General features: G+C 60.0%; 19 protein-coding genes. 13 read left to right on the top strand and 6 right to left on the bottom strand.

Annotated elements, in window-relative coordinates; all coding sequences use genetic code 11:
• Positions 1-97: 97 nt before the first annotated feature.
• Complete coding sequence (locus BT115_RS18495) at positions 98-1,441, bottom strand: pYEATS domain-containing protein (protein ID WP_143144583.1); 1,344 nt, start codon at positions 1,439-1,441, stop codon at positions 98-100.
• A 64-nt stretch (positions 1,442-1,505) separates the two neighbouring features.
• Here BT115_RS18495 and BT115_RS14910 point away from each other — a divergent pair, with 64 nt between their 5' ends.
• Entirely contained in the window at positions 1,506-2,708 is a 1,203-nt protein-coding gene (locus tag BT115_RS14910; RefSeq protein WP_072323414.1) for a DUF2235 domain-containing protein, read from the top strand.
• Positions 2,709-2,880: 172 nt separating this feature from the next.
• Here BT115_RS14910 and BT115_RS14915 read toward each other — a convergent pair whose 3' ends face one another.
• Positions 2,881-3,633 (bottom strand): DNA/RNA non-specific endonuclease, encoded by a 753-nt coding sequence (locus BT115_RS14915; RefSeq protein WP_072323415.1) that lies wholly within the window; start codon positions 3,631-3,633, stop codon positions 2,881-2,883.
• 271 nt (positions 3,634-3,904) lie between these two features.
• Between BT115_RS14915 and BT115_RS14920 the strand changes: the two genes are divergently transcribed.
• The 8 genes from BT115_RS14920 to BT115_RS14955 all read left to right on the top strand — a co-directional run bounded on the left by BT115_RS14920 (position 3,905) and on the right by BT115_RS14955 (position 14,848).
• Positions 3,905-5,548: a multicopper oxidase family protein gene (locus tag BT115_RS14920; protein WP_072323416.1), complete on the top strand. Its 1,644-nt coding sequence runs from the start codon at positions 3,905-3,907 to the stop codon at positions 5,546-5,548.
• Positions 5,549-5,753: 205 nt separating this feature from the next.
• Positions 5,754-7,790, top strand: a complete 2,037-nt coding sequence (locus tag BT115_RS14925; RefSeq protein WP_083527502.1) for an alkaline phosphatase family protein — start codon at positions 5,754-5,756, stop codon at positions 7,788-7,790.
• A gap of 115 nt (positions 7,791-7,905) precedes the next feature.
• Complete coding sequence (locus BT115_RS14930) at positions 7,906-8,334, top strand: DUF3617 domain-containing protein (protein ID WP_072323417.1); 429 nt, start codon at positions 7,906-7,908, stop codon at positions 8,332-8,334.
• 77 nt (positions 8,335-8,411) lie between these two features.
• The gene (locus tag BT115_RS14935; protein WP_072323418.1) at positions 8,412-8,855 is read left to right on the top strand and encodes a hypothetical protein; all 444 of its coding nucleotides are present in this window, start codon (positions 8,412-8,414) and stop codon (positions 8,853-8,855) included.
• Between the two features lie 197 nt (positions 8,856-9,052).
• A complete protein-coding gene (locus BT115_RS14940) occupies positions 9,053-9,283 on the top strand; it encodes a hypothetical protein (RefSeq protein WP_072323419.1) in 231 nt (76 codons plus the stop codon).
• A gap of 175 nt (positions 9,284-9,458) precedes the next feature.
• Positions 9,459-9,764: a DUF6968 family protein gene (locus tag BT115_RS14945; RefSeq protein WP_143144585.1), complete on the top strand. Its 306-nt coding sequence runs from the start codon at positions 9,459-9,461 to the stop codon at positions 9,762-9,764.
• A 144-nt stretch (positions 9,765-9,908) separates the two neighbouring features.
• Positions 9,909-14,402: an RHS repeat-associated core domain-containing protein gene (locus tag BT115_RS14950; protein WP_143144586.1), complete on the top strand. Its 4,494-nt coding sequence runs from the start codon at positions 9,909-9,911 to the stop codon at positions 14,400-14,402.
• 74 nt (positions 14,403-14,476) lie between these two features.
• A complete protein-coding gene (locus BT115_RS14955; protein ID WP_072323422.1) occupies positions 14,477-14,848 on the top strand; it encodes a DUF6869 domain-containing protein in 372 nt (123 codons plus the stop codon).
• 568 nt (positions 14,849-15,416) lie between these two features.
• On the opposite strand, the gene BT115_RS14960 is transcribed toward BT115_RS14955, so the two are convergent.
• The 4 genes from BT115_RS14960 to BT115_RS14975 form a co-directional block, all read right to left on the bottom strand.
• Positions 15,417-16,181 (bottom strand): 3-keto-disaccharide hydrolase, encoded by a 765-nt coding sequence (locus tag BT115_RS14960; protein WP_083527503.1) that lies wholly within the window; start codon positions 16,179-16,181, stop codon positions 15,417-15,419.
• Between the two features lie 59 nt (positions 16,182-16,240).
• A complete protein-coding gene (locus tag BT115_RS14965) occupies positions 16,241-16,738 on the bottom strand; it encodes an OsmC family protein (RefSeq protein ID WP_072323423.1) in 498 nt (165 codons plus the stop codon).
• 185 nt (positions 16,739-16,923) lie between these two features.
• On the bottom strand, positions 16,924-17,343 hold the full coding sequence (locus tag BT115_RS14970) for a hypothetical protein (RefSeq protein ID WP_072323424.1): 420 nt from the start codon (positions 17,341-17,343) through the stop codon (positions 16,924-16,926).
• Positions 17,340-17,936 (bottom strand): RNA polymerase sigma factor, encoded by a 597-nt coding sequence (locus BT115_RS14975; RefSeq protein WP_072323425.1) that lies wholly within the window; start codon positions 17,934-17,936, stop codon positions 17,340-17,342. Before BT115_RS14975 ends, BT115_RS14970 begins: the two co-directional genes overlap by 4 nt.
• A 101-nt stretch (positions 17,937-18,037) precedes the next feature.
• On the opposite strand from BT115_RS14975, the gene BT115_RS14980 reads away from it, so the two are divergent.
• The 4 genes from BT115_RS14980 (at position 18,038) to BT115_RS18775 (ending at position 21,714) form a co-directional block, all read left to right on the top strand.
• The gene (locus BT115_RS14980) at positions 18,038-18,367 is read left to right on the top strand and encodes a hypothetical protein (RefSeq protein ID WP_072323426.1); all 330 of its coding nucleotides are present in this window, start codon (positions 18,038-18,040) and stop codon (positions 18,365-18,367) included.
• A gap of 262 nt (positions 18,368-18,629) precedes the next feature.
• Positions 18,630-19,901, top strand: coding sequence for a TolC family outer membrane protein (locus BT115_RS14985; RefSeq protein ID WP_250339243.1), 1,272 nt, complete (start codon positions 18,630-18,632; stop codon positions 19,899-19,901).
• Positions 19,902-19,977: 76 nt separating this feature from the next.
• A complete protein-coding gene (gene argS / locus BT115_RS14990; protein ID WP_218184764.1) occupies positions 19,978-21,486 on the top strand; it encodes an arginine--tRNA ligase in 1,509 nt (502 codons plus the stop codon).
• A 9-nt stretch (positions 21,487-21,495) separates the two neighbouring features.
• Positions 21,496-21,714 (top strand): DALR anticodon-binding domain-containing protein, encoded by a 219-nt coding sequence (locus tag BT115_RS18775; RefSeq protein ID WP_218184765.1) that lies wholly within the window; start codon positions 21,496-21,498, stop codon positions 21,712-21,714.
• Positions 21,715-21,754: the final 40 nt, after the last annotated feature.

Raw genomic sequence — 21,754 nt, forward strand, 5'->3', positions numbered from 1 at the left:
CGCGCGGATTTAGCGCAAGAAGCATACAACCCGAACCCAGGTCGAAAGAGAAAGTGAGCGCCGCTGTTCCATCCGTGCTTTCCGAACATTTGGATGGCTAAGCAAGCTCGGACGGAAAGCCATCGATAACGGAGAGGTCCAGCTCCAGAACGGTGCGGCCGTCATCGCACTCGACGCCGACGACGAAGGCGTCGGCCGTGCGGATTTCTGTTTGCGCTTTTGAATTGACTGCTTCGACCTTGATAACTGGCTCAAAAAACGTTGGATGAAGGTAGAAAGTAACTTTCCCCTTCAAGGGGTCATTGAGTGGATCTGTGCTTCGTACGGCGAGGACCACATCAACGTATCGTTTCGATATTCTTTTAACGACGGCGGACAAGACTCTCGTTGCAGTGGTGCTGGCACCACCAAACTTCCCCTTATTGAAGTCTGTATCCCACACCTGGGCGGCAGTCATTCCTGCCATTTCGGTCAGCCAAGGCGCCTGACCAATCGGGCGGAATGTGGCGATATCAGCTAATCCTCTAGAGTTGAGTGGACGGTCCTGTGCCGGAACCTTTTGCGTGGGCGTGCCGTCGACTGGGGCATCGGTCCGAGGCCCATTAATTTGCTCTTTCGAATCGTCTGTGCCACCACCATTTTCAGCGTCGTTCAGAAGCTTCGGAAGCTCGGCGCGCGCCCAGAGGTACATAGATATGAAGCCTCCAACCAGCCCGGTGGCAGCTGCTCCAACGACTAAGCTCGCTCCGGCAGCTTGGTTGGTCTGACCAAAAGGAAGAAGGCTCTTTGCTAGATGCCACACTGCCCTGAGCGCGCCTTGCAAACCGACCAGCGTGGCACCGACGATGACCTTGGTGAGCCAATCGGAAATTTCCTCGAAGTTCGAGTTGCCGGCATAGGCCAACGAAGCACGGCCGGCTTCATTGGATCGCTGGGGATTTGGGCTGGGCTTTAGTTCTGCAACTACAACGCCCTTGCCTTCGCGATTCCTCTTAGGTACACCAAAGAGAAGACCAAGAAAGGCACCGCAGGCAACGCCGGACACTAGCCAGACAATTACCAAGCCGATGAAACGTGCGGGGTCTGTCACGAGCGCAAGCAGACCCCCTACAAACGCAACTCCAAGTGCGATCATGGAGATTCGATAAATAGGCTTGAGCTCTTTACGAATTTTTTCGACTTTTGCTTCGCCTGCCATAAAGACACCGAATCGTTTGGTGGACGATGCTGCCGCTAATACGATCTGGCATATACATCCATTTTGATCACGTGCATATCGGTGAAAATTCTTATGTAATGCATTTGTTACATAGACGAACAACCGGCGCAAAAGAGGCGTCCAACCTGACGAAACAAATGCCTCCGAGGTAAAGATGTGCGATTCCGGCAAGTCGTCAGAGGAGCGCCAGGCGAGAGCGCTTGCCCCCGTTTGAAGAAGCATCGAAGCGTTGACCGTCGACAGCTACCTCGCTATAAGTCGCTCACCTCCGCACGGAGTGACGCACATGACAGACCTTGGTCGGCCTCGCATCGCCCTATTTCTGGACGGCACTTGGAACACGCTTAACGACAATACGAATGTCTGGCGGTTGAAATCGCTTTGCGTTCAAGACAGTCATCAGCAGGTTTACTACAGTGCTGGCGTCGGAACTGCCAAGGGCGAGAAGATCACGGGCGGCGCATTCGGCATCGGCATCAACGAAGAAGTTGAAGCCGCGTATGAATGGCTAGTCGAGCACTACGTCGAAAACGCGCAAATTTTTATCTTCGGTTTCAGTCGCGGTGCATTCACGGCACGCAGCCTGGCTGGCTTCATCTCGAAGTGCGGCCTCTTAAAGCCAGGATCCCCTCTGTCTCTGAAGCAGCTTTATGAAAGGTATCGCAAAGGAACGGCCACATCCATTCTTTCGCTGCAGCACACTGATCAAGCACTCTCCAACGAAGATCGGTGGTTGAAGAAATATAGTCGTCCCGTGCCCATCTGGTTTCAGGGGGTTTGGGACACGGTCGGGAGTTTAGGCGTACCGCTTCCTTGCGTGCCACATGTAAGCAGGCATGACTTCGACTTCCTGGAAACCGACCTTCGAATCAACGATACCCACGCTTATCACGCATTGGCGATCGATGAGCATCGTGAGGCATTCACGCCAACCCTGTGGACCAAAACTGTGCCAAGCACGGGGAGCGCGCCAGGAGAGCGAGACTTCCCGCACGTGGAGCAGCGCTGGTTTGTAGGTGCGCACGCCAATGTTGGCGGTGGCTACGAGAATGACCTCTTGGCTCAAGCACCGCTAAAGTGGATGAAGCAAAAGGCCGAAGAGCACAACCTCTTATTTAAAGATACCGTCGATCTTGATGACGGAGCCAATAGTTGCCCCATTCATGATTCTCTTGCAGAAATGGCGCACGGAATTTATGAGATTCTGACGTTAGGCAAGCACTACTATCGGCCTATCGGCGCGGATCCTGTCGATGGCGATAATGGGCGAACGCATACAATCAACGAGTCGATTGATGCGACCGTGTTTGACCGCTGGCGCGCTGATGCAACGTATCGTCCCAAGAATCTCGTTGACTGGGCAAGTCGCAAGGGCGTAACTGATCCGGCGTCGATCGACACTTCGGTCAAGGCAAGTGACGCGACCGTTGTGAACGATTGCCCAGCACAGACTTCTCCTGACGCTGGCACGCCAGCAAAAAGCGACTGAACCGCCCTGCCGCAATGCCCAGGAGATTGCGGCCAGCCGTCAGCTCACCCGTGCTGAAGTTGGTCCATCGGCAGCGAGCGAGCTTCGAATGGCGGAATGACGGGTGGGAGCCAGCCTGCTGGCGATAAGCCAACGAAGTGGTGTAGCCGTGAGGCTGGCTCCCATCGACGGCTTACGGCAGCGGCAGGCTGATCGAATGCGACTTCATCGTGGCCGACAGGCTGGGGAATGGATCCACGCCCGACATGGTGGTGATGTCGCTCACCGACACCACCGTGCAGGTGTACTGCTGGAGGTTGGTGCAGAGGTAGGCGCCCGTGCCGACGCCCGGCTCGTAGATGGCCTTCCACGTATAGTCGGGCACCTTGACGTTATCGGCCCCGATGGTGGTGCTCGAACCCGGTTCGAACGCCGGACCGGTCACCACGTAGACTTCGCCCTGGTCCGTCGCCACCGAGCGCACGTAGTTTTCGATGCGCTCCCACTGGCCCGCATTGAGCGAATGGAACTGCGGCACCACGTTGGCCATCGAGAAGGTTTCCTTCTCGTTCGACAGCGTTGAGGCATCGCCGGCCGGAGACATGTGGCCGCGATCGTAGCCGCTGTTGGTGTAGTCGGACGACTGCGAGCGATCAGCGACCGGGATGCCGGTTTCCGCGTGCCACGTGCCGGTACGGCCGATGGATTCCGAGCCGGCGATCTGGCTGGCGGTGAGATGTTCGGCCGAGTACAGCGGGCCCTTGGTGACGCCCGAGGCCAGCAGCGCGTATTCGGTATGACACACCTCGGTGGTGCGCGCGGTCAACGACGTATCGATGGCCGGCTCTACGCCGCCGGTGAACAGATCCGGACACGCGGTACCCGCATAGCACGAGCCGGACACGACGAAGAACGCGACGAAAAGCCAACCGCTCAGACGATTCATGTGTTGTTTCCCCAGTGATGTTGTGCCGCGAGTCTAGGCGCGTCATGTTTCTGTCTTGCGCAAATCGATCGCATGAACCTGCGAAATTTTCGGTTTTGTGATCGCCAGCACGTCGATCGTGCTTCGTCCGAAATGGGGTATGGCGAAACGATGTTTTGTGTTTCGCGTGGTCGGTTGCCTCTCGTGCAACACGGCTGATACGCGTGAAACGTCTCTGTCATTCAGGCGACCTACGGTGATTTGCTCGACAGCCAATCGACGATGGTTTCCCATGGATACTTCCCGACGTCATTTCCTGAGCGTCGCTGGTGGCTTGGTCGGCGCGTCAGCGTTCATCGATGCATGGCGCGTGGCGCAGGCGATGGATTCGTCAATGCCCATGCCGATGACGCAGCGCATGGTCATGCCGGGGCTGGCCGCGCCGAATGTTCCATTGGTGAATCCGTTGACCATGGCGAGATTCGTCGATGCGCTACCGGTGCCGCCGATTGCCTCACCGATCGGCAAGCGCACACATCCCGCGTACGGCGGCCAGCAGCTGCCGCTCTATCGCATGCCGATGCGGGCGTTCCGTGCAAAGGTGCACCGGGATCTGCCTCCCACGCCGCAATGGGGTTATGCAGGCTCCACGCCAGGTCCCACGATCGTGACGCGCCGAGGCGAGCCGGTGCTGGTGGAATGGGTCAACGAGCTTCCTACCCGACACTTCCTTCCCATCGATCACGGCATTCACGGTGCGGAGAAATCCAAACCCGACGTCCGCACCGTCACTCACGTGCACGGTGCGCGTGTTTCCGCGCCGAACGATGGTTGGCCCGAAGACTGGTACGTGCCGGGCAAATCGTCGACCGCTCTTTATCCAGGGAACCAGGATGCCACCACCCTGTGGTACCACGATCACGCCATGGGCATTACGCGACTGAACATCTACGCGGGACTGTTCGGAAGCTTCCTTGTACACGACGACGACGAGCAAGCGCTGGGTTTGCCGTCGGGTGAATTCGACATACCGCTGATGCTCTACGATCGTCTACTCGCGAAGAGCGGCGAGCTCTACTACCCGGTGTCGGACGATCCCAACGCACCCTGGGTGTCCGAGTGCCACGGCGATGCCTTGCTATGCAACGGCAAGCTGTATCCCTATCTGGAAGTGGAGCCGCGCCGCTACCGCTTCCGGCTGATCAACGTTGCCAACACCAGCTTCTTCAATCTCTCGCTGTCGCATGGCAAACCGTTTCAACAGATCGGCAGCGATCAGGGTCTGCTGGCAGCGCCCGTTGATCGCCAGGCCATCGAACTCTATCCCGCCGAGCGTGCCGAGGTGATCGTCGACTTCAGTGCCTATGCGGGCCAGGCGGTGCAGCTACGCCACCAGGCCGATGGCATCGTCGAGTTCCGCGTTCGCGCCAAGGGACGCCGCGATACCTCGGTGGTGCCATCCACCTTGCGGCCGGTGCAGCGCATCGATCCGGCCACGGCGGTGCAGGATCGCGTGCTCGGCTTGGGCGAGCAGGACGACGCGGGCGGCAATCCGATGACGATGCTGCTCGATGGAAAGATGTGGAGCGATCCCATCAGCGAAAAGCCCAAGAAGGGCACGGTCGAAACCTGGACGTTCGTCAACGTGACGGGCGATGCGCATCCCATCCATTTGCATCTCGTGCGGTTCCAGGTACTGGAGCGCCGTCCCTTCGACCTCTACGCGTGGAACGCCCGCAGGGAACTGAAATTCACCGGACCAGCGGTAGCTCCACCCGCGCACGAGGCCGGATGGAAGGACACCGTGCGCTGCGATCCCGGCATGATCACCCGCATCATCGCGAGCTTCGACGGCGAACCAGGCAAGTACGTCTGGCATTGCCATTACCTAGAGCACGAGGACAACGAGATGATGCGTCCTTACGAAGTGGTGTGAAGCGCTGCCAAGTTCTTGCCGCAATAACAGCAATTGTTCGCAACATCTTGCGTTGACACGTGATTGCCATCACGACCTCACTCATTGTCGCGCGCATGCCAACGATCGGTCATATCCGAAGCCGATGCTCACCGCCGTCGACAGGTCACCCACCACCGCGCTCGACACCAATCAGGGGGAAGACTTCACGTAGGGAGAGTTCACCATGGTTACATGGCTGCGCCACACGCGGCTTCTGCCGCTGTTGATGGGCACGCTTTCCGCCGGCCTCGCCGGCGTCGTCAGTGCCCAGGACACCACGCCACCCGATCACGATGCGCCGTTTCGCCAGAATGTACCCGTGGCACCGTTCAAGAACCCGGGTGGCCTTCCCGGCGGTGTCGTGACGCTGCACAAGCCGCCCCGCAGCGAGGACAACAGCGATCGCACCGTCACCCCGATCAAGCACGTGATTCTGCTGATTGGCGAGAACCGAACCTTCGATCACGTGTATGGCACTTACACGCCGCCGAAGGGACAGTCGGTGGACAACCTGCTGTCGAAGGGCATCGTCAATGCCGATGGCACACCGGGTCCGAACGTGGAACGCGCTGCGCAGTACGTGGCCACGAGCACCGGCCCGTTCGACATGTCGCCGCGGAAAGTCGGCAAGTACAAGACGCTCCCGCAGATGAACACCGGTGGTGCGCCCACCGCGGCACCTTTTGCTTCTGCAACGCAGGCACAGGCGATCGAACCGGCATTGCCCGATGGCACCTACGACATGCTCGCGAGCGGCGGCACGGGCTTGCCAAAGCACGTGGTCGATACGCGGTTCCCGGCCAAGCTTCCCAACGCGCCGGTCGACATGCACGCATCCATCAGCTACGACGCTTACGCCAACAGCCCTGTACACCGCTTCTTCCAGATGTGGCAGCAGCTCGACTGCGACGCGAAGGCGTCCACGCCGGCCAACCCCAGCGGTTGTCGCAACGACCTGTTTCCCTGGGTGGAAACCACGATCGGCGCGGGCACCAACGGCAATCCGCTCCCGGCGAACTTCACCGACCAGAGCACCGGTGAAGGTGCCACCGCCATGCAGTTCCTCAATATGGCTCAAGGCGATGCGCCTTACTTCAAGGAGCTGGCGCAGACGTACGCGCTGAGTGACAACTTCCACCAGTCGGTGATGGGCGGAACGGGTGCCAACCACATCATGCTGGGCTACGGCAACTTGATCTACTACGCCGACGCCAACGGCCAGCCGGCTACCCCCCCGGAAAACCAGATCGAGAATCCGGATACGCAGTTCGGTACGGACAACTGGTGGAAGCAGGACGGATACTCCGGCGGTTCGTACGTCAATTGCTCCGACGAAAGCCAGCCCGGCGTGAAAGAGATCAGGAACTATCTGCACTCGCTTCCGTATGAGACGTTCAAGGGCTCGGATTGCAAACCGCACGCCTACTACCTCGTGAACAACTACAACCCGGGCTATCTGGGCGACGGCACGCCAGCGCCGTTGGGCGCCGATCAGTTCACGATCCCGCCAACCATGCAGGACAACCTGGCACTGCTGCTGGAGAAGCACCATGTGTCGTGGAAGTACTACGGCGAGGGTTTCGATGACGGCAAGGAAGACGGCGAGGGCGGTACGTTCTGCAATATCTGCAACCCGTTCCTGTACTCCACGCAGATCATGACCAACCCGGAACTGCGTGCGAAGAACCAGGATCTCAACGACCTGTACAACGACATCCAGAACGACACGCTGCCGGCTGTCTCCATCGCCAAGCCCGACGGCATCCTCGATGGCCACCCGGCCTCCTCGAAGCTGGATCTGTTCGAAGGCTACGTGCGCAAGATTGTAGAAATGGCAAAGGCCAACCCGAAGGTGTGGGACGACACCGTGATCATGGTGACCTTCGATGAAGGTGGCGGCTATTACGACTCGGGCTACATCCAACCGATCGACTTCTTCGGCGACGGCACGCGCATCCCGCTGCTGGTGGTGTCGAAGTTCTCCACGGGTGGCAAGGTCGTGCATACCTACTACGACCATGTCTCGTTCGACAAATTCGTGGAGGCCAATTGGATGCTCAAGGACCGCATCTCACCCCGCAGTCGCGACAACCTGCCGAATCCGGTGTCGTTCAGAGGGAACCCGTACGTACCGGTGAATGCGCCGGCCATCGGCAACCTCATGGACATGTTCAACTTCAACCGGAACGATGTCAGCGAGACCACTGCGATCGATGACTGATCGCCAAAGTTAAGCCTCGATACCGGCCCTGCCCGCGAAAGCGGGCAGGGTTCTCGTGTTTGCAAGGAGTCGGATGATGATGAAGTTCTTAGCGGCCACATGGCGGGCCAGGGCCATGAGCCCTAGCTCGCTGGTCGCGACCGCCCTATGTGCCGCCACCTTGACGGTTGCGCTGCCTGTTCACGCCGATGCCGGTGACTTCGGCGCCATGCCCGGACTGTGGAAGATTCAGGTGCGGCGCGTGATCCACGGCAAGGCAGGCGCACAGGAAGTGCAATGGCATTGCGTGGACGAAGGCGCCGATCCCTGGACCACCTTCGCCGCATGGACACCGGCAGACGGCGAATGCACCGCCACAGACCAGCAACGCCGCACCACCTCTCTGGCCTGGAAACTCACCTGCAAGGCGGCGCCGGCAGCTTCGGCGCACGTAGACTTCGACAACGCAAAGCACTACACCGGTAGCGTTACGGTCGAAGGCCGCGGCGAGATCACGAAGGCAGAAGGGGATCGCTACGCGGCTTGCACCAGTCCGGAGGATTGATACGGGAACGGGCATCGCGCGTGGTCGCCCCACCAACGCTGGTACCATGCCGTGCGATTCGCACAGGGAAGACATGCATGACCACGCCCATTCGCAACCCGTCGCCGCCAAAGCCGAGGCGCTGGCTTGTCCACGTCGGCTGGGCGCTGCTGGCGATGACCCTGTTCATGGCAGGGATACTGCTCGGCATGCGCTGGTCCGGTGGAACCTTGGGAACCGTGTCGATGACGAACCAACGGCAGGAAAACCTGGGCCGCATTCGCATCGCGCTGCGCGCCCTCGATAGCAACGACCCCGCCGAACTCCGCAAGGGAACGACGAAGCTGCTGTACAACGCTGTGCTCGGCTTGGCGGGTGTAGCGCGATATAGCGAGTGCACCCCTGAGGAAAGTGACCTGATCGCGCGTGCCAAGCTTCGCCTGAACGCAGATATGCCCCCGCGGTCCGACGGGGAGATGAAGCTGCGTGATATGGCGTACGCGTATTGCCAGAAGCGGCCTGGCAAGGCGGGAGCTCCGTGATGGCGGCTTCTGCAGAAGACGAGTCTTAAAGGCCGATCGAGCCGCTCGCCAACCTTGACGGGAATCCACGGGGAACGATGATGCTTCGCATGCTTCTCAGAACGGTACTCGGTGTAGCGGTAGGTGCCTTCTTCTCGCCCGTTGCGAGCGATGTGCGCTCGGGTCCGTCTGAATAGAGAATTTCCCGGTTTACATCGATGAGATACCCCGACGGTCAAATCAGCCAACTGGGCGACATCGTTTCGCTGGGTGGACAGCTCGGCACCGTAGTTAGCGACATCGATGGTGGCCACTACGGAACCGCGCCGGAGCATTCGGCGGAACAGTGGGCATACCTCGGCGAAGGCGTCATGATCGAATTTGAAAGCTACGGACTGATTCATTACATCGAACCCGAGCATGATCTGGTGTTGGTTAGGCGCGGGTAAGAACGCCAACGATCGGATAAAATCATTCGCTTGGCAGTACGCGAACGGTATCGTTGCCATCCTGACGACACGTGGCTTGTGCAGCAAATCGCCGCACCATGTAGCGCACGTATTGCAAGCATGCTTACGCGCCCGTCCGAATGAGAGCCATTCTCGCCATGCCGTGGACGTCAGCATGACCAATACCTTCAACAAAACGAGCATCGCATTCGAGTTCGATCATAAGTATGGAAAGAGCGCATGTCTTCTGATCGGGACGCCGATCCGCTTATGTGAAGACGAATGGCAATGCCCATATCAGTTTGTCGGCCTATCGAATACCAAGACTCGATGGATATCTGGCGCCGATGCATACCAATCGCTGGTGCTGGCCATCCGTGTAGCAGCAGCGGTTTTCTCGCAGCTTGAGGAAGTACAGGACGGAACGGTCACGTGGCTTGGGTCGAGCAACCTCGCCCTGTTCAAGACCTCGGAACCCTAGGTCAAGGCGCAGATGAGCACTGGTTGGCAATCCGTCGCTGTTAACCGGGGAAATCCGACTTGAGCGCACGGTATTCCAGCGACGTAACCGGCGCTCTTCAGAGCCAATGACGACTGATCGACAAAACATGACTCAATTCGCGCTTTGTCGGTTTTCCCCTACAGACTTAGCCGCCACCTTGGTTTAGGTTCCGGCAAGCAGCCGACTGAAGTCGGCAACAGGGGAAGTACGATGAAGTGGTTCTATGTCGGCGTCGTCAGCCTGGCGGTGTTTCTCTGCGCCGCTATTTTTCCGCCACTCGTAAAAGCTTACGTTTCGACGACACGGTCAGAGGCTCTCGCCTACTGTGAGTCAGGCATTGCTTGGGAAGAGGAAAATAAGAATGCCGACTGGGTGTTCTATGGGTCGTGCAAGGATGGACCGTATACGCAGCCATACCCCGATTACCTTGGTTGCTACACGTTATGGGGACACTACGACATACCCGATGAGGGGGTCTACGGAACGGACGCGGCAATCACCACCGCTTGCTACGGCATCGACGACGACCCCGCAGGAAAAAACCTGGGTTCCGCAGGCGGTTGCGATGGAGGCGAAGGCGGGTGCACCGCAGGTGGCGCCAGTTCCGGCGCGCCAACGGCGGGCGACCCCATCAACACGGCGACCGGAAACAAATATGTCGAGGAGACCGACTTCGGCGACATCGATTGGCTCACGTTTCGTCGTTTCTACAACAGCGATCCCAGCGCGTCATCGAGCAGCATGGGCCTGCGATGGAGCCATTCATTCAATCGGCGATTGGATCGGGCAACGCTGTGGAACGGCTCGTTTACCGTAACCGTGTACCGCCCCAACGGCTTACGCGAGCTGTTTCACAAAACAGGAAGTTCGGCCTGGACCACCTCGCCCGACAACCCGGATACGCTGACTGAAATCGACGATGCAGCCGGGAATGTCACGGGCTACTCACTGTGGCTTGCCGCTTTACGGCACACAGAAACCTATACCGTCGATGGACGCCTCCTCACCATCCAAGATGACACGGGCCAGACGGCTACCTTGTCTTACAGCGACAGCACGACGCCCTATGCGATCGCACCGCAGCCCAACCTATTGCTGTCGGTAACCGCGCCAAATGGCAGGTCGCTCACGTTTACGTACGACAACAGTTCCAAAGTTCACCAGATGACGGTGCCCGACGGTCACGTATTTACGTATGCCTACGACTCAACAGGTAACCTGATCTCAGTCACGTATCCCGACCAAAACAAGCGCCAATATCTTTATGGCGAGCAGGCCTTCACCGGCGGAGCGAATCTTCTCCATGCGATGACCGGCCTTGTCGACGAAAATGGCAGCCGTCTCGAGACGACGTATTACGACAGCTCCGCTCGATCCACGTCTACCGAGTCCGCCGGTGGTGCCGATAAGGTCTCCGTAGCGTACAACGCAGACGGAACGTCGGATGTAACGTTTTCTTTGGGCGCGGTATCCCACCAGAGTTATGCCAAGGTCCAGGGATTGGTGCGCATAGCTGCGCTCGATAAGCCCTGTGGTAGCTGTGGCCAATCCTTTGCATCGCGCACTTACGACGCCAACGCGCGACCGTCCGGTTACACCGATTTCAACGGAAACATTAGCCAAGTCACTTACGACGCCAACGGCCTATTGACCCAACAGGTCGAGGCATCGGGTACCACGGACCAGCGTCTCACGAAAACAACCTGGAACGTGCCTCTTAGAAAGCCACTCGTTCGGACCGTGAAGGACAGCAGCGGGAAGGTTGTAAGCCAGAAAGGGTGGGCATACAACGCGAATGGCCAAACGACGGCTTCATGCCTTATCGATCCTGGCCAAGCGTCCTCGTACGTCTGCTCGGCTACCGGAACGCCGCCCCCAGGAGTGCGCCGCACGGTAAACACCTATTGCTCATCGGTCGACGCCGTTGCTTGCCCATTGGTCGGGCTCTTGCTGGCGTCTGACGGCCCGCGTAGCGACGTGTCCGACATCGTGAATTACGCGTGGTACATGACGACGGATGAATCAGGATGCGCTTCGATAGGAGGCGTCTGCCATCGCCAAGGTGACCTCAAATCAGTCACGGATGCCAATGGCTTGGTGACCACCTATGTGAGCTACGACAAGGCAGGGCGGGTAACTCGTGTTCGCGCCCCGGACGGAACGCTCACTGATCTGTCCTACACCGGTCGTGGTTGGCTTAATCGCCGCACGACCCACAGCGAAACCGATGCCATCACCACGTTGAATTACAACGCGGACGGCACGGTCCACGAAGTGATTGACCCGGACGGTGTGACGACGACGTACACCTATGACGCGGCCCACAGATTGACCGACATCACGGACGGCGACGGCAATCGCCAACATTACACACTGGATGCTTCCGGCAACCAGACGAAACGGGAGATATACACAAGCGCCGGCACGCTTGTGACATCTGTGTCCAAGTTCTTCAATAACTTGGGACAGCTCACGTCGCTTACGGATGGTCTGGGTCGCACGGTGTTCTCTGCGGCGAGTACCGACAGCTATGACGGAAACGGCAATCTCGTATTCAGCCGCGATGGTCTCGGATACCAGAACAAACGGGTATTTGACGGACTCGATCGGCTGGTAAGCACCATTCAGAACTACCAGGGAACGGACCCCGGCACAAAAAATTCCCAATCGGTTACGTCACTCGACGCCTTGGATCGCGTTACAGGATTCAGCGATCCGGATGGCCTCAACACCTCATACGACATCGATGGCCTCGGAAACGGAAAAGCAACCGATAGCCCTGATACCGGGCTTACAGCACGAACGTTCGATGTCGCCGGCAATGTGTTGACCAGTACGGACGCGTTGAACAATACGCGCACGATGACTTATGACGCCAGCGACCGTTTGCTGACGGTGTCGTTTGCCAATCCCTCTTCTAACATCCAGTACAAGTACGACGAAGCGGACGCGGTGACGGGCTGCACAGGTAACCACGGAGCAGGGCATCGCACGCGGGTCGTGGAAGCCAGCGGAGGGATTACCTGGTGCTACGACGGACGCGGCAACGTACTGAGCAAGCGGCAGACCATCGGTGCCGATACCCGCACGACAATCTACAGCTGGACACCGGGGAATCGGCTCGCCTCAGTGACGACACCCAATGGCACGCATGTTGCCTACAGCCGTGACAATCGCGGCCATACCGCCAAGGTGACGGCCACGCCAGCCGGTGGCGTGGCAACGACGATGGCCAGCAACGTGAGCTATACGGCTTTCGGCCCTATAGCGTCGTTGACGCTCGGAGACGGCCAGACCGTAGCGTATACGTATGATTTAACCGGAGCGCTCACCGATATCGTGAGTGCAGCCTTTACGCTGCATATGAAGCGCGACGCGATGGGTAATCTCATAGCGATCGGCGACTCGGCGGGCGTACCCACAGCCAAGGAGTCGTACGCGTACGACCCGCTTTATCGCTTGGCGGCGGTCAATGACCCATCGGGCACTGCCGTCGAGGCCTACACCTATAACAAGACGGGCGACCGATTGAGTAAGACGGGCGCAGGAGTGCTTACAGGCACCTACGGCTACGCGTCAGGAACACATCATCTAACGACCGTTGGCACAACGTCTAGAACCATTGATGCCCGCGGTAGCACCACCAGCAGCGTTCTGGCGTCCGGAGCATGGACATACGTTTATGACCAGCGGAACCGGATGACGTCGGTACAAAAGGATGGAGCCACCGTTGCAAGCTATCTATTGAATGCGCTGGGTCAGCGAGTTCAGAAGGCTATCGGCGCATCTGCAACCCGCTTTGACTACGACGAAGCTAATACCTTGCTCAGTGAGGCCACAGGATCGACAACGCGCGATTACATATGGATGGACAATCTGCCGATAGGCGTGGTGGATCGAGCCGGCACAGCGTCGTCGATCGCATTTGTACATTCCGACTCACTTGGATCGCCACGGGCGGTAACTAACGCTGCGGGAAACCTGCTGTGGCAGTGGCCCTACCCGGGGAACCCGTTCGGAGAAGTGACACCAGTCTCGGCTGCGGGCTACGTGTTGAACATGCGGTTCCCTGGGCAGTACTTCGATGCCGAGATTGGGCTTAGCTACAACGTCAACCGGGACTATGAGCCGGCGACGGGGCGATACATGCAGAGTGACCCCATGGGTCTAGCTGCTGGTGTATCGACTTACGCGTACGTAAGCAATACTCCATTGATATATTCAGATTCTTTGGGCTTGTGCGACGAGGATCGGTGCGATCAACTGCGAGAAAAAATTACCCGGCTAAGAAACGAGCTAGCGAAGAGATACGGGGATCTGCAGGCCGATACCTTGGGCCTACCCCTTACCGGACCGATGTCTATCGGGGGGCATGAGCAGCAGTTTGCGAACAAACAAACACAGTTGCGCCGCCTCCTAAGCGAATTTGAGGCACTTGGCTGCAAGGGTGGAATACCGTCTGACTCTTGGGACTGGGCCACAAAGGATGCGCCTTCGCCATCGCGGGGACGCGGTCCCGCCCCTAAGTCTGACAACATTGCTCCGCTGACTGCAGCAGGTGTCGTGGCCGCGAGAGTCATATTTGTTATCGTAAACACGGCGTCAGAGCTACTTTGAATCCGGCCGTGCTTCGCAGAGTAAGTAAAGGTCTCCAAAAAAATAGGTGGCCAGAAAAATTAGAGAGAAGACCGATGAATGACTTCAAAGACGCTGATATCGCCAGAGGTTGGATTGAGATGCATCGCGCAGCCGAAGGCTCTGACGCCCAACACGCCAACTTCTGGGCGTACATGGCCCTCGACGAAGTTCGCGATCGTGACTTGGAAAGATATTGGGAAATTATCAATGCGATAAGGCGTATGGACGATTCGAACTATATGCTGTCAAATCTGGCGGCGGGTCCGCTTGAGGATCTGCTGTCCAGCTCGGGATCCGCATTCATCGATAGGTGCGAGTCGCTCGCTAAAACCGATGAGCGCTTCAAGTACATGCTAGGAATGGTGTGGAAGAACAACATTCCAGATGACATATGGGAACGAGTTAGGCTCGCATCTTCGCAGTGATGTTAAGCGCTGGACTCCACGCGGATGCGCGCGCATCTGGCGGTCAACAGGTTCAATGAGATGCACACGGGTGAACACACGGCGTTCAGACTGGAGCGCCTGCCTCCTCTGCAAGGACTGCTGTCCTGATGAACAGGGCTGGCAGCCGCCGAGTGCGAAACCAAGGCCGTGTGAAGCCTTCAGAACGATTTTTGCCAGGATACGCCGACCGCTCGTATGCGCGATGCTCGCCAAGGCGCACTGTATAGGCGCCAGGTGCCAATTTATATGATCAAGAAAGAGTTCCTCGCAAAGGCACGTTAGCGATTCGATGCTCGGAAAGAGACGTCTCGCTGTCACACTGATGCGCTGCGCCCCGCTGATCTAGAGCTGTTGTTTCTGTCTCGTTGGCTTCGCAGGTTGCCTGATGGTGCAATCATCTATGTCACCCTTTCGATGAATGGATCGCCGGTGATCGACGCGACCATCAGCTCGCTGTCCGTAAGGGTCCACATTAGTTCGCCACGCAGTTGTCATTGCAGGCAGCGCCAACGTCTACTTACGGACCAAGGGCTTTTATGCGGTCCCTTCAATCCAACCGCCTCACCCAGATATTGCGAAAGCTGATCGGCGCCGATCGATCGCCGTGGGCCTGTAGCTTGATGGGTGCGTCCGTGTACGGCGCATAAGAAGGTTTGCCGACGTGGAGTGTCTCACCGACGAGTTGCGTGTGGTTCTGCACCACGATGCCGTTGTGCAGGAGCGTCACGTAGGCGGGTGAGATGAGCTTGCCGTCGGTCGAGAAAACGGGTGCGGTCCAGAGGATGTCGTAGGTCTGCCATTCGCCGGGCGGACGCATGGCGTTCACCAAGGGGGCGGCCTGTTTGTACACGCTGGCCGCTTGCCCGTTGACGTAGGTGTCGTTCTTCCATGAATCCATGATCTGGATCTCGTAACCTTCGTCCCCAGGGCCCGTAGAGGCGAGGAACACGCCGCTGTTGCCGCGTTCCTGGCCTTCGCCTGTAATGTTCCTCGGCACGCGCCACTCCAGATGGAGCTGGTAGTTCCGGAAGTGTTCCTTCGTCTGGATGTTGCCCGCGGTCTTGTCCACGGTCACAACGCCGTCATGCACGTTCCATCGCGCGGGCGAGTGATCCTTAGACGATTCCCATGGGTCGAGATTGCGGCCGTCAAATAGGACGGTCGCGTCCGACGGCGGTGCATCGTTGGTGTGTCCCGGCGTGACGACCTTCGGCACCGGCTGCCATTGCTCAGTGGCTTTGGGGTCGCTCTGCGCCTGTGTCGTCGTTGACGCAGCCGCAGCCAACGCGGCGGCCATCAGGACATATCGCATTCGTGGTTCCACGCGTGGTCTCCCGCTTGGATGTTCGGCTGTCGGTAGCGATGTAACGATCAGCCTGTCTGGTCGAACTCGTCGCACACCTTCGCCATGGCAGGTTCATGGATGCGATCCCGCGGTGGTTCGTGTGCATGCCCCGGTATCGATGCCACGCGTTGCGTAGTGATCTCGGCGCCCGCGGCGAGCGTCTTGCCCACGGGGCAGCGATCGGCGATGGCCATCAAGCGCGCCCATTGGTCCGCATCGAGTGTGCCGTCCACATAGACCTGTCGATCGAAGCGATCTCGCCCCGTGCTTGCATCCCGGCTATGTGAAACGGCGACGTGGATTCCCGACACGGGCAACTTCTTTCTGCGTGCATACATCTGCATGGTCATCGCAGTGCATGCACCCAGGGCGCCACTCAGCAATTCATACGGCGTGGGTCCGCTTGCCGATCCACCGAGGTCGATCGGTTCATCGGCGAAGAAGCTCGGTCCCTGCGCGGCAATGCGCACCTGGTAGCCCTCGGTGCCGGTGGTTTCGACAAGGACAGGTTTGGAATCGGTCATGGCAGGGCCTCGTGTCGCGTACGTCGGTGACGTGCTTCATAGTCTCATAGCCGGCGCTGCTGACGGCAGCACGGCAGATGAGACATACCACCGATGCCTGGTCTAGTCGTCTTGTCGAAATTGGCTACCTTCTTTCGATGACGGAAATAGAGGGCCATCCTCTGCGACGCCACCGAGGTGCACCATCAACCGGGACGAGTGCGCTCCCACAGGCGTGCCATGGTCCAGGTAAGCGCGAGGCAGCTCAGGCCGGCCATGACCAGACCGGTCGCACCGCTACCCCACCGACCTGCCAGCAGATCGAGGCATTCCTCGCCGTAGATCGAGGCGACCACGACGAGTGCGCTGATGAATAGGCCTGCGAGCAAGCGCGATAGGCCCCGTTCGAAGCGCGCATCGTCATGAGCGATGCGCGCCGCCACGCTGGCAGCAAAGCCTGCGGGCGGCTCGGCGATGGGTGCAGACGCCAGGGCATCGGCAAGCGCGCGATAGCTCTCGCTGCTGGGATCCATGGCGTGATGCGTGCCGGTACGTGCGGCACGCAGGCCACGTTCCTGCGCGGCCCATTCGGTCTCGTCGATCGGTGGCTCGCGGCGGTGGTTCATGCCGGCACTCCCATGCGCGTTTCGAGGATGGCACGCAAACGCTTGCGGCTGCGGAAAAGATGGCTCTTGATAGTGCCTTCGGCAAGGCCCGTCACGTGGGCCATATCGCCGATCGGCATCTCTTCGAGATGATACAGCGTGAGCAACGTGCGCTGCAGCGGTGGCAACGCCGCCATGGCTGCGTGGAGATGGCGGACGGACTCGTCGTTCGCCATCGTGGCCTCCAGGTCGAATCCGTCCGCCACGCGCTCGGCCATTGGGCCCGCATCGTCGTCGCCCACCTCTTCCATGATCGGGATGCGTTTCCGCTCCAGATGACGCAGCGCCACCGAGTACGCCACCTGTGCGATCCATGATTTCAACGCACTCTCGCCACGGTACTGGTGGACGGAGCGATGGATGCGAAGAAACACGTCCTGGCACAGTTCCCGGGTGTCGTCCGGGTGGCGCACCATGCGATCCACCACGTGCCAGACCAGTCCCTGGTACTGGCGCACGAGCTGGTTGAACGCCCATGGCTCGCGGGCGAGCACGGCGGAGACGAGTGCCCGGTCCGCTTCAAGCGCATCGAGGGAGTCGAGCGGAGTGGCCATGTCTCCTGAAGATACGGGCGGGCGAGAAACGGTTGCAACGACGTCCTGCAACCGGTTCGCCCGGCAGCGTATCTCCATGCTCAAACCACCGGAGTTCCGTCATGCATCCCGAAGTCCTCGTTCCTATCAGTCTTTTCATCTGCATTGCCTATAGCCTGAAAGTCGTCGTCGACGCCTATGCGCGCCGAAAGATCGTTGAATCGCGCGGCTCGGAGGACATGGTGCGGTCGCTGCTCGAAGGCGAGACCATGCGCCGACGTAACGCTTCGTTGCACTGGGGCTGCGTGCTGGCGATCCTCGGCGGTGGCTTCGGGATCATCCAATGGATGGGAGTGGACAACGTAACGCCGGGGGTGATCGCCATCCTGCTCGCCGCCACGGGGCTGGGAAATCTCCTCTACTACGCGATCGATCGCCTTCCCAAGGCGTGACCGCGGGTGTCCGGCCCGACCGTCCGCGGACACGCCATGGCCTCCGTCCGCGAACATCGGATCACCGCGCCGCTGAGCCCAGGCCCCGCAAAACAGGCGGCTCCATGGAGCCGCTGACACGGCATGCTTCTTGCTGATCCGCCCTGCATCATCATCACCGTACGCAGGGGCGGACATGCAAAAGGGGAAGTTGGCGGGTCGTCTGGCATGGTGTTTTGCGGCAGTCGTATGCGTCCCGGGCATCGCCACCGCAGAAGACCTCATGGACATCTATCGCCTCGCGGTAGCGAACGATCCGGTGCTCGCCACCGCCGATGCGCAGCGCCTGGTGGTGGCCGAAGGCGTGCCGCAGGCGCGTGCATCGCTGCTTCCGCAGTTGTCGGCCGGGCTGAGCCTGCAGCAGTTCCATCCGGGCAACACGGGTGTGGTCAACGACGGCACGTCGTCATCGACGACGAACGGTCCGGGGCACAGTCGCCAGCGCGATCTCACCCTGACCCTCGACCAGACGGTGCTCGACCTGTCCAAGTTCGCGCGCGAACGGCAGGCCAAACTCACGGCCGAGGCGCAGGACGCCACGTACGAAGGCGAATTGCAGAACCTCTATGTCCGTACCACCAGCGCGTACTTCAACGTGCTCGTCGCTCAGGACCAGGTCGAAGTGTTCCGGTCTTATGAAGACGCGTACAAGCAGCAGTACGACCAGGCGACCACCTTGTTTCAGCAGGGTCTGGCACCCGAGGCCGATCTGACCCAGTCGCAGGCGTACTACCTGTACATCAAGTCGTCCCGTGTGGATGCGGAAAACGCATTGAAGGACGCGCGCCGCGCGCTGCAACAACTGACGGGAAAGGAACCGGGCACGCTCAAGGTGCTGCGCGAAGACCTCCCGATGGAGCTGCCGTCGCCGGGGGACGCCAACGCGTGGGTGGATCAGGCGATGCATCAGAACCCTTCCGTGCTGGCCGCGAGCCGTCTGGTCAGCGCGGACGAGCATTCGCTCACCGCCGCACGGGCCGGCCACCTGCCCACCCTCAATCTCGCCGTGGGTTACGACAAGGCAGGCGCATGGTCGAACCGGGTGCCGGGTAGCGCGAGCTACGGACCCGGGAGCACGACCGTCGGCCTCGTGCTGGCCGTGCCCTTGTTCAGTGGCGGCCTGACGCAATCGCAGGTTCGCCAGGCTATCCATCAACGTGACGCGGACCAGGGCGAACTGGAAACGGTTCGCCGGCAGACGGCGCGCGATGCCTTCAACTATTTCAACCTCGTGGTAGCCGGCATCGAACAGGTCAACGATGCGCGCAAGGCGGTGGATGCCGCGAGGAAGGCGCTGGCATCGATGCGCGCGGGCTACGACATCGGTACGCAGAGCCTCACCAACGTGGTCGTTGCGATCCGCACGCTGGCGGAGATCCGCAGCCAGTACACCGCGCTGCGCCACCAGTTCATCCTCAACAAGCTGCTGCTCAAACGCACGGTGGGCGCCGCGTCGCTGCAGGACGTGCAGGAGATCAATCGCCTGCTCGAATAGGCGCGCCAATTGCCTTGTCTCGTGCCAACCCGTAACGTGCATCGATGCGCACCGACGGTGCGAATGAAGGACATGGATGACGATGCCCAACGGGCCCACCACGCTGATATCCCAGGTCGAGCAATGGCTCGTAAGCGCCTTCGCCGACGCCGGGCTGGATACCCATGGCGTGCGCGCCGTGCCCGCCCAGCGACCGGACCTGGCCGACCTGCAATGCAACGCGATCATGCCGTTGGCGGCCTCACTGAAGCGCCCGCCGCGCGAGCTGGCGGAAGAGGTTGCAGCACGACTGCGGCGTCAACCGGCCTTCGCCAGCGTGGACATCGCCGGACCAGGATTCATCAACCTCCGGCTTTCGGCGCGCCTGCTTGCCGAAGCCGCGCAGCGACAACTTGCGGATGCCGGTGCGGGACTCGTCGCCCAACCACGCGAACGCATCGTCATCGACTTCGGTGGTCCGAACGTCGCCAAGCCGCTGCATGTCGGCCATCTGCGTTCGCTCGTGATCGGCGAGAGCCTTCGGCGCATCCTGGTAGCGCTCGGTCACGACGTGATCTCCGACGTGCACCTCGGCGATTGGGGCTTGCAGATGGGCATGCTGATTTCCGAGCTGCCGCTGCTCTGGCCTGAGCTTGCGGTACCCAGCGCGTGGCGCGATGCGCCACCGTTCGACATGGACCAGTTGCAATCGATCTATCCGCGGGTGGCCGCTGCCTGCAAGGCCGATGCGGAGCGCATGGCGCTGGCACGGGCGGCTACGGCGCGGTTGCAGGCGGGCGATACCGCATCGGTGGCGTTGTGGGAAGTCATCCGGCGGGTGTCGTTGGATGCCCAGCGTCGCGATTTCGCCTTGCTCGATGCGCATTTCGACGAACTCCATGGCGAAAGCCTCGTGCAGCCGTTGATTCCGCCGATGATCGACGACTTGCTGGCGCGCGGGATCGCCAAGCCCAGCGAGGGGGCGCTTGTGGTGGAGGTTGCCGAGCCGGGCGACGACGCAGCCGTGCCGCCTCTGCTGCTCGCGAAGTCGGATGGCGCGGCGCTGTATGCGACGACCGATCTCGCCACGATCCTCGATCGGCAAAGGCGCCTTGCGCCGCAGCGCATTGTCTACGTCGTGGACCAACGTCAGTCGCTGCACTTCGAGCAGGTCTTCCGTGCTGCCAGGAAGGCAGGTTATGCGGACGGCATGGCGCTGGTGCATGTCGGCTTCGGTACCGTCAATGGTCCTGACGGCAAACCGTATAAGACACGCGATGGCGGCGTGGCCCGTCTCGGCGAGCTGCTGGCCGATGCAGTCGAACGTGCCCGGGAACGGCGCGGTGACGATACTGGTGAGGACGCCGCCGAAGCCATCGGCGTCGGTGCGGTGAAGTTTGCCGATCTTTCGACCTACCGCACTTCGGGCTACGTGTTCGATCCGGAGCGGATGGTTTCGTTCGAGGGGCGCACCGGTCCGTATGTGCAATATGCCTGCGTCCGGATCGGTTCGATTCTGGAGAAGGCCGACGCGCAGGGGATATCGCCCGGACCCGTGTTTGTCGTCGAACCCGCCGAGCGCTCGTTGGTACTGCTTTGCGCATGACTGCCCGAGGTGGCTGGGTCGGCGGCCTCGAATTACGCACCGAACGAACTCGCCGAAATGGCCTTCGCGCTGGCCCAGGCCTTCAGCCGCTTCTACGGCGAATGCCCTGTCCTGGGGAGCGATGACGCGAAGGTACGAGCCTCGCGGCTGACGCTGTGCATGCTCGCGCGACACGTGCTGTCGCGAGCGCTGTACCTCCTTGGCATAGCGATACCCAAGCGCATGTAGGCGCGGGCATCCGCTCGCCCCAACGGGTGATTCGCAAGGT

This window comes from Luteibacter sp. UNCMF366Tsu5.1 (assembly GCF_900119235.1).
In the GTDB taxonomy this organism is placed as follows: Bacteria; Pseudomonadota; Gammaproteobacteria; order Xanthomonadales; family Rhodanobacteraceae; genus Luteibacter; species Luteibacter flocculans.

What these genes read in the sequence shown, in the direction of transcription:
- BT115_RS18495 (WP_143144583.1), bottom strand. Translation starts at nt 1,441, where the DNA reads ATGCTTCTTCAAACGGGGGCAAGCGCTCTCGCCTGGCGCTCCTCTGAC.
- BT115_RS14910 (WP_072323414.1), top strand. Translation starts at nt 1,506, where the DNA reads ATGACAGACCTTGGTCGGCCTCGCATCGCCCTATTTCTGGACGGCACT.
- BT115_RS14915 (WP_072323415.1), bottom strand. Translation starts at nt 3,633, where the DNA reads ATGAATCGTCTGAGCGGTTGGCTTTTCGTCGCGTTCTTCGTCGTGTCC.
- BT115_RS14920 (WP_072323416.1), top strand. Translation starts at nt 3,905, where the DNA reads ATGGATACTTCCCGACGTCATTTCCTGAGCGTCGCTGGTGGCTTGGTC.
- BT115_RS14925 (WP_083527502.1), top strand. Translation starts at nt 5,754, where the DNA reads ATGGTTACATGGCTGCGCCACACGCGGCTTCTGCCGCTGTTGATGGGC.
- BT115_RS14930 (WP_072323417.1), top strand. Translation starts at nt 7,906, where the DNA reads ATGAGCCCTAGCTCGCTGGTCGCGACCGCCCTATGTGCCGCCACCTTG.
- BT115_RS14935 (WP_072323418.1), top strand. Translation starts at nt 8,412, where the DNA reads ATGACCACGCCCATTCGCAACCCGTCGCCGCCAAAGCCGAGGCGCTGG.
- BT115_RS14940 (WP_072323419.1), top strand. Translation starts at nt 9,053, where the DNA reads ATGAGATACCCCGACGGTCAAATCAGCCAACTGGGCGACATCGTTTCG.
- BT115_RS14945 (WP_143144585.1), top strand. Translation starts at nt 9,459, where the DNA reads ATGACCAATACCTTCAACAAAACGAGCATCGCATTCGAGTTCGATCAT.
- BT115_RS14955 (WP_072323422.1), top strand. Translation starts at nt 14,477, where the DNA reads ATGAATGACTTCAAAGACGCTGATATCGCCAGAGGTTGGATTGAGATG.
- BT115_RS14960 (WP_083527503.1), bottom strand. Translation starts at nt 16,181, where the DNA reads ATGCGATATGTCCTGATGGCCGCCGCGTTGGCTGCGGCTGCGTCAACG.
- BT115_RS14965 (WP_072323423.1), bottom strand. Translation starts at nt 16,738, where the DNA reads ATGACCGATTCCAAACCTGTCCTTGTCGAAACCACCGGCACCGAGGGC.
- BT115_RS14970 (WP_072323424.1), bottom strand. Translation starts at nt 17,343, where the DNA reads ATGAACCACCGCCGCGAGCCACCGATCGACGAGACCGAATGGGCCGCG.
- BT115_RS14975 (WP_072323425.1), bottom strand. Translation starts at nt 17,936, where the DNA reads ATGGCCACTCCGCTCGACTCCCTCGATGCGCTTGAAGCGGACCGGGCA.
- BT115_RS14980 (WP_072323426.1), top strand. Translation starts at nt 18,038, where the DNA reads ATGCATCCCGAAGTCCTCGTTCCTATCAGTCTTTTCATCTGCATTGCC.
- BT115_RS14985 (WP_250339243.1), top strand. Translation starts at nt 18,630, where the DNA reads ATGGACATCTATCGCCTCGCGGTAGCGAACGATCCGGTGCTCGCCACC.
- argS (WP_218184764.1), top strand. Translation starts at nt 19,978, where the DNA reads ATGACGATGCCCAACGGGCCCACCACGCTGATATCCCAGGTCGAGCAA.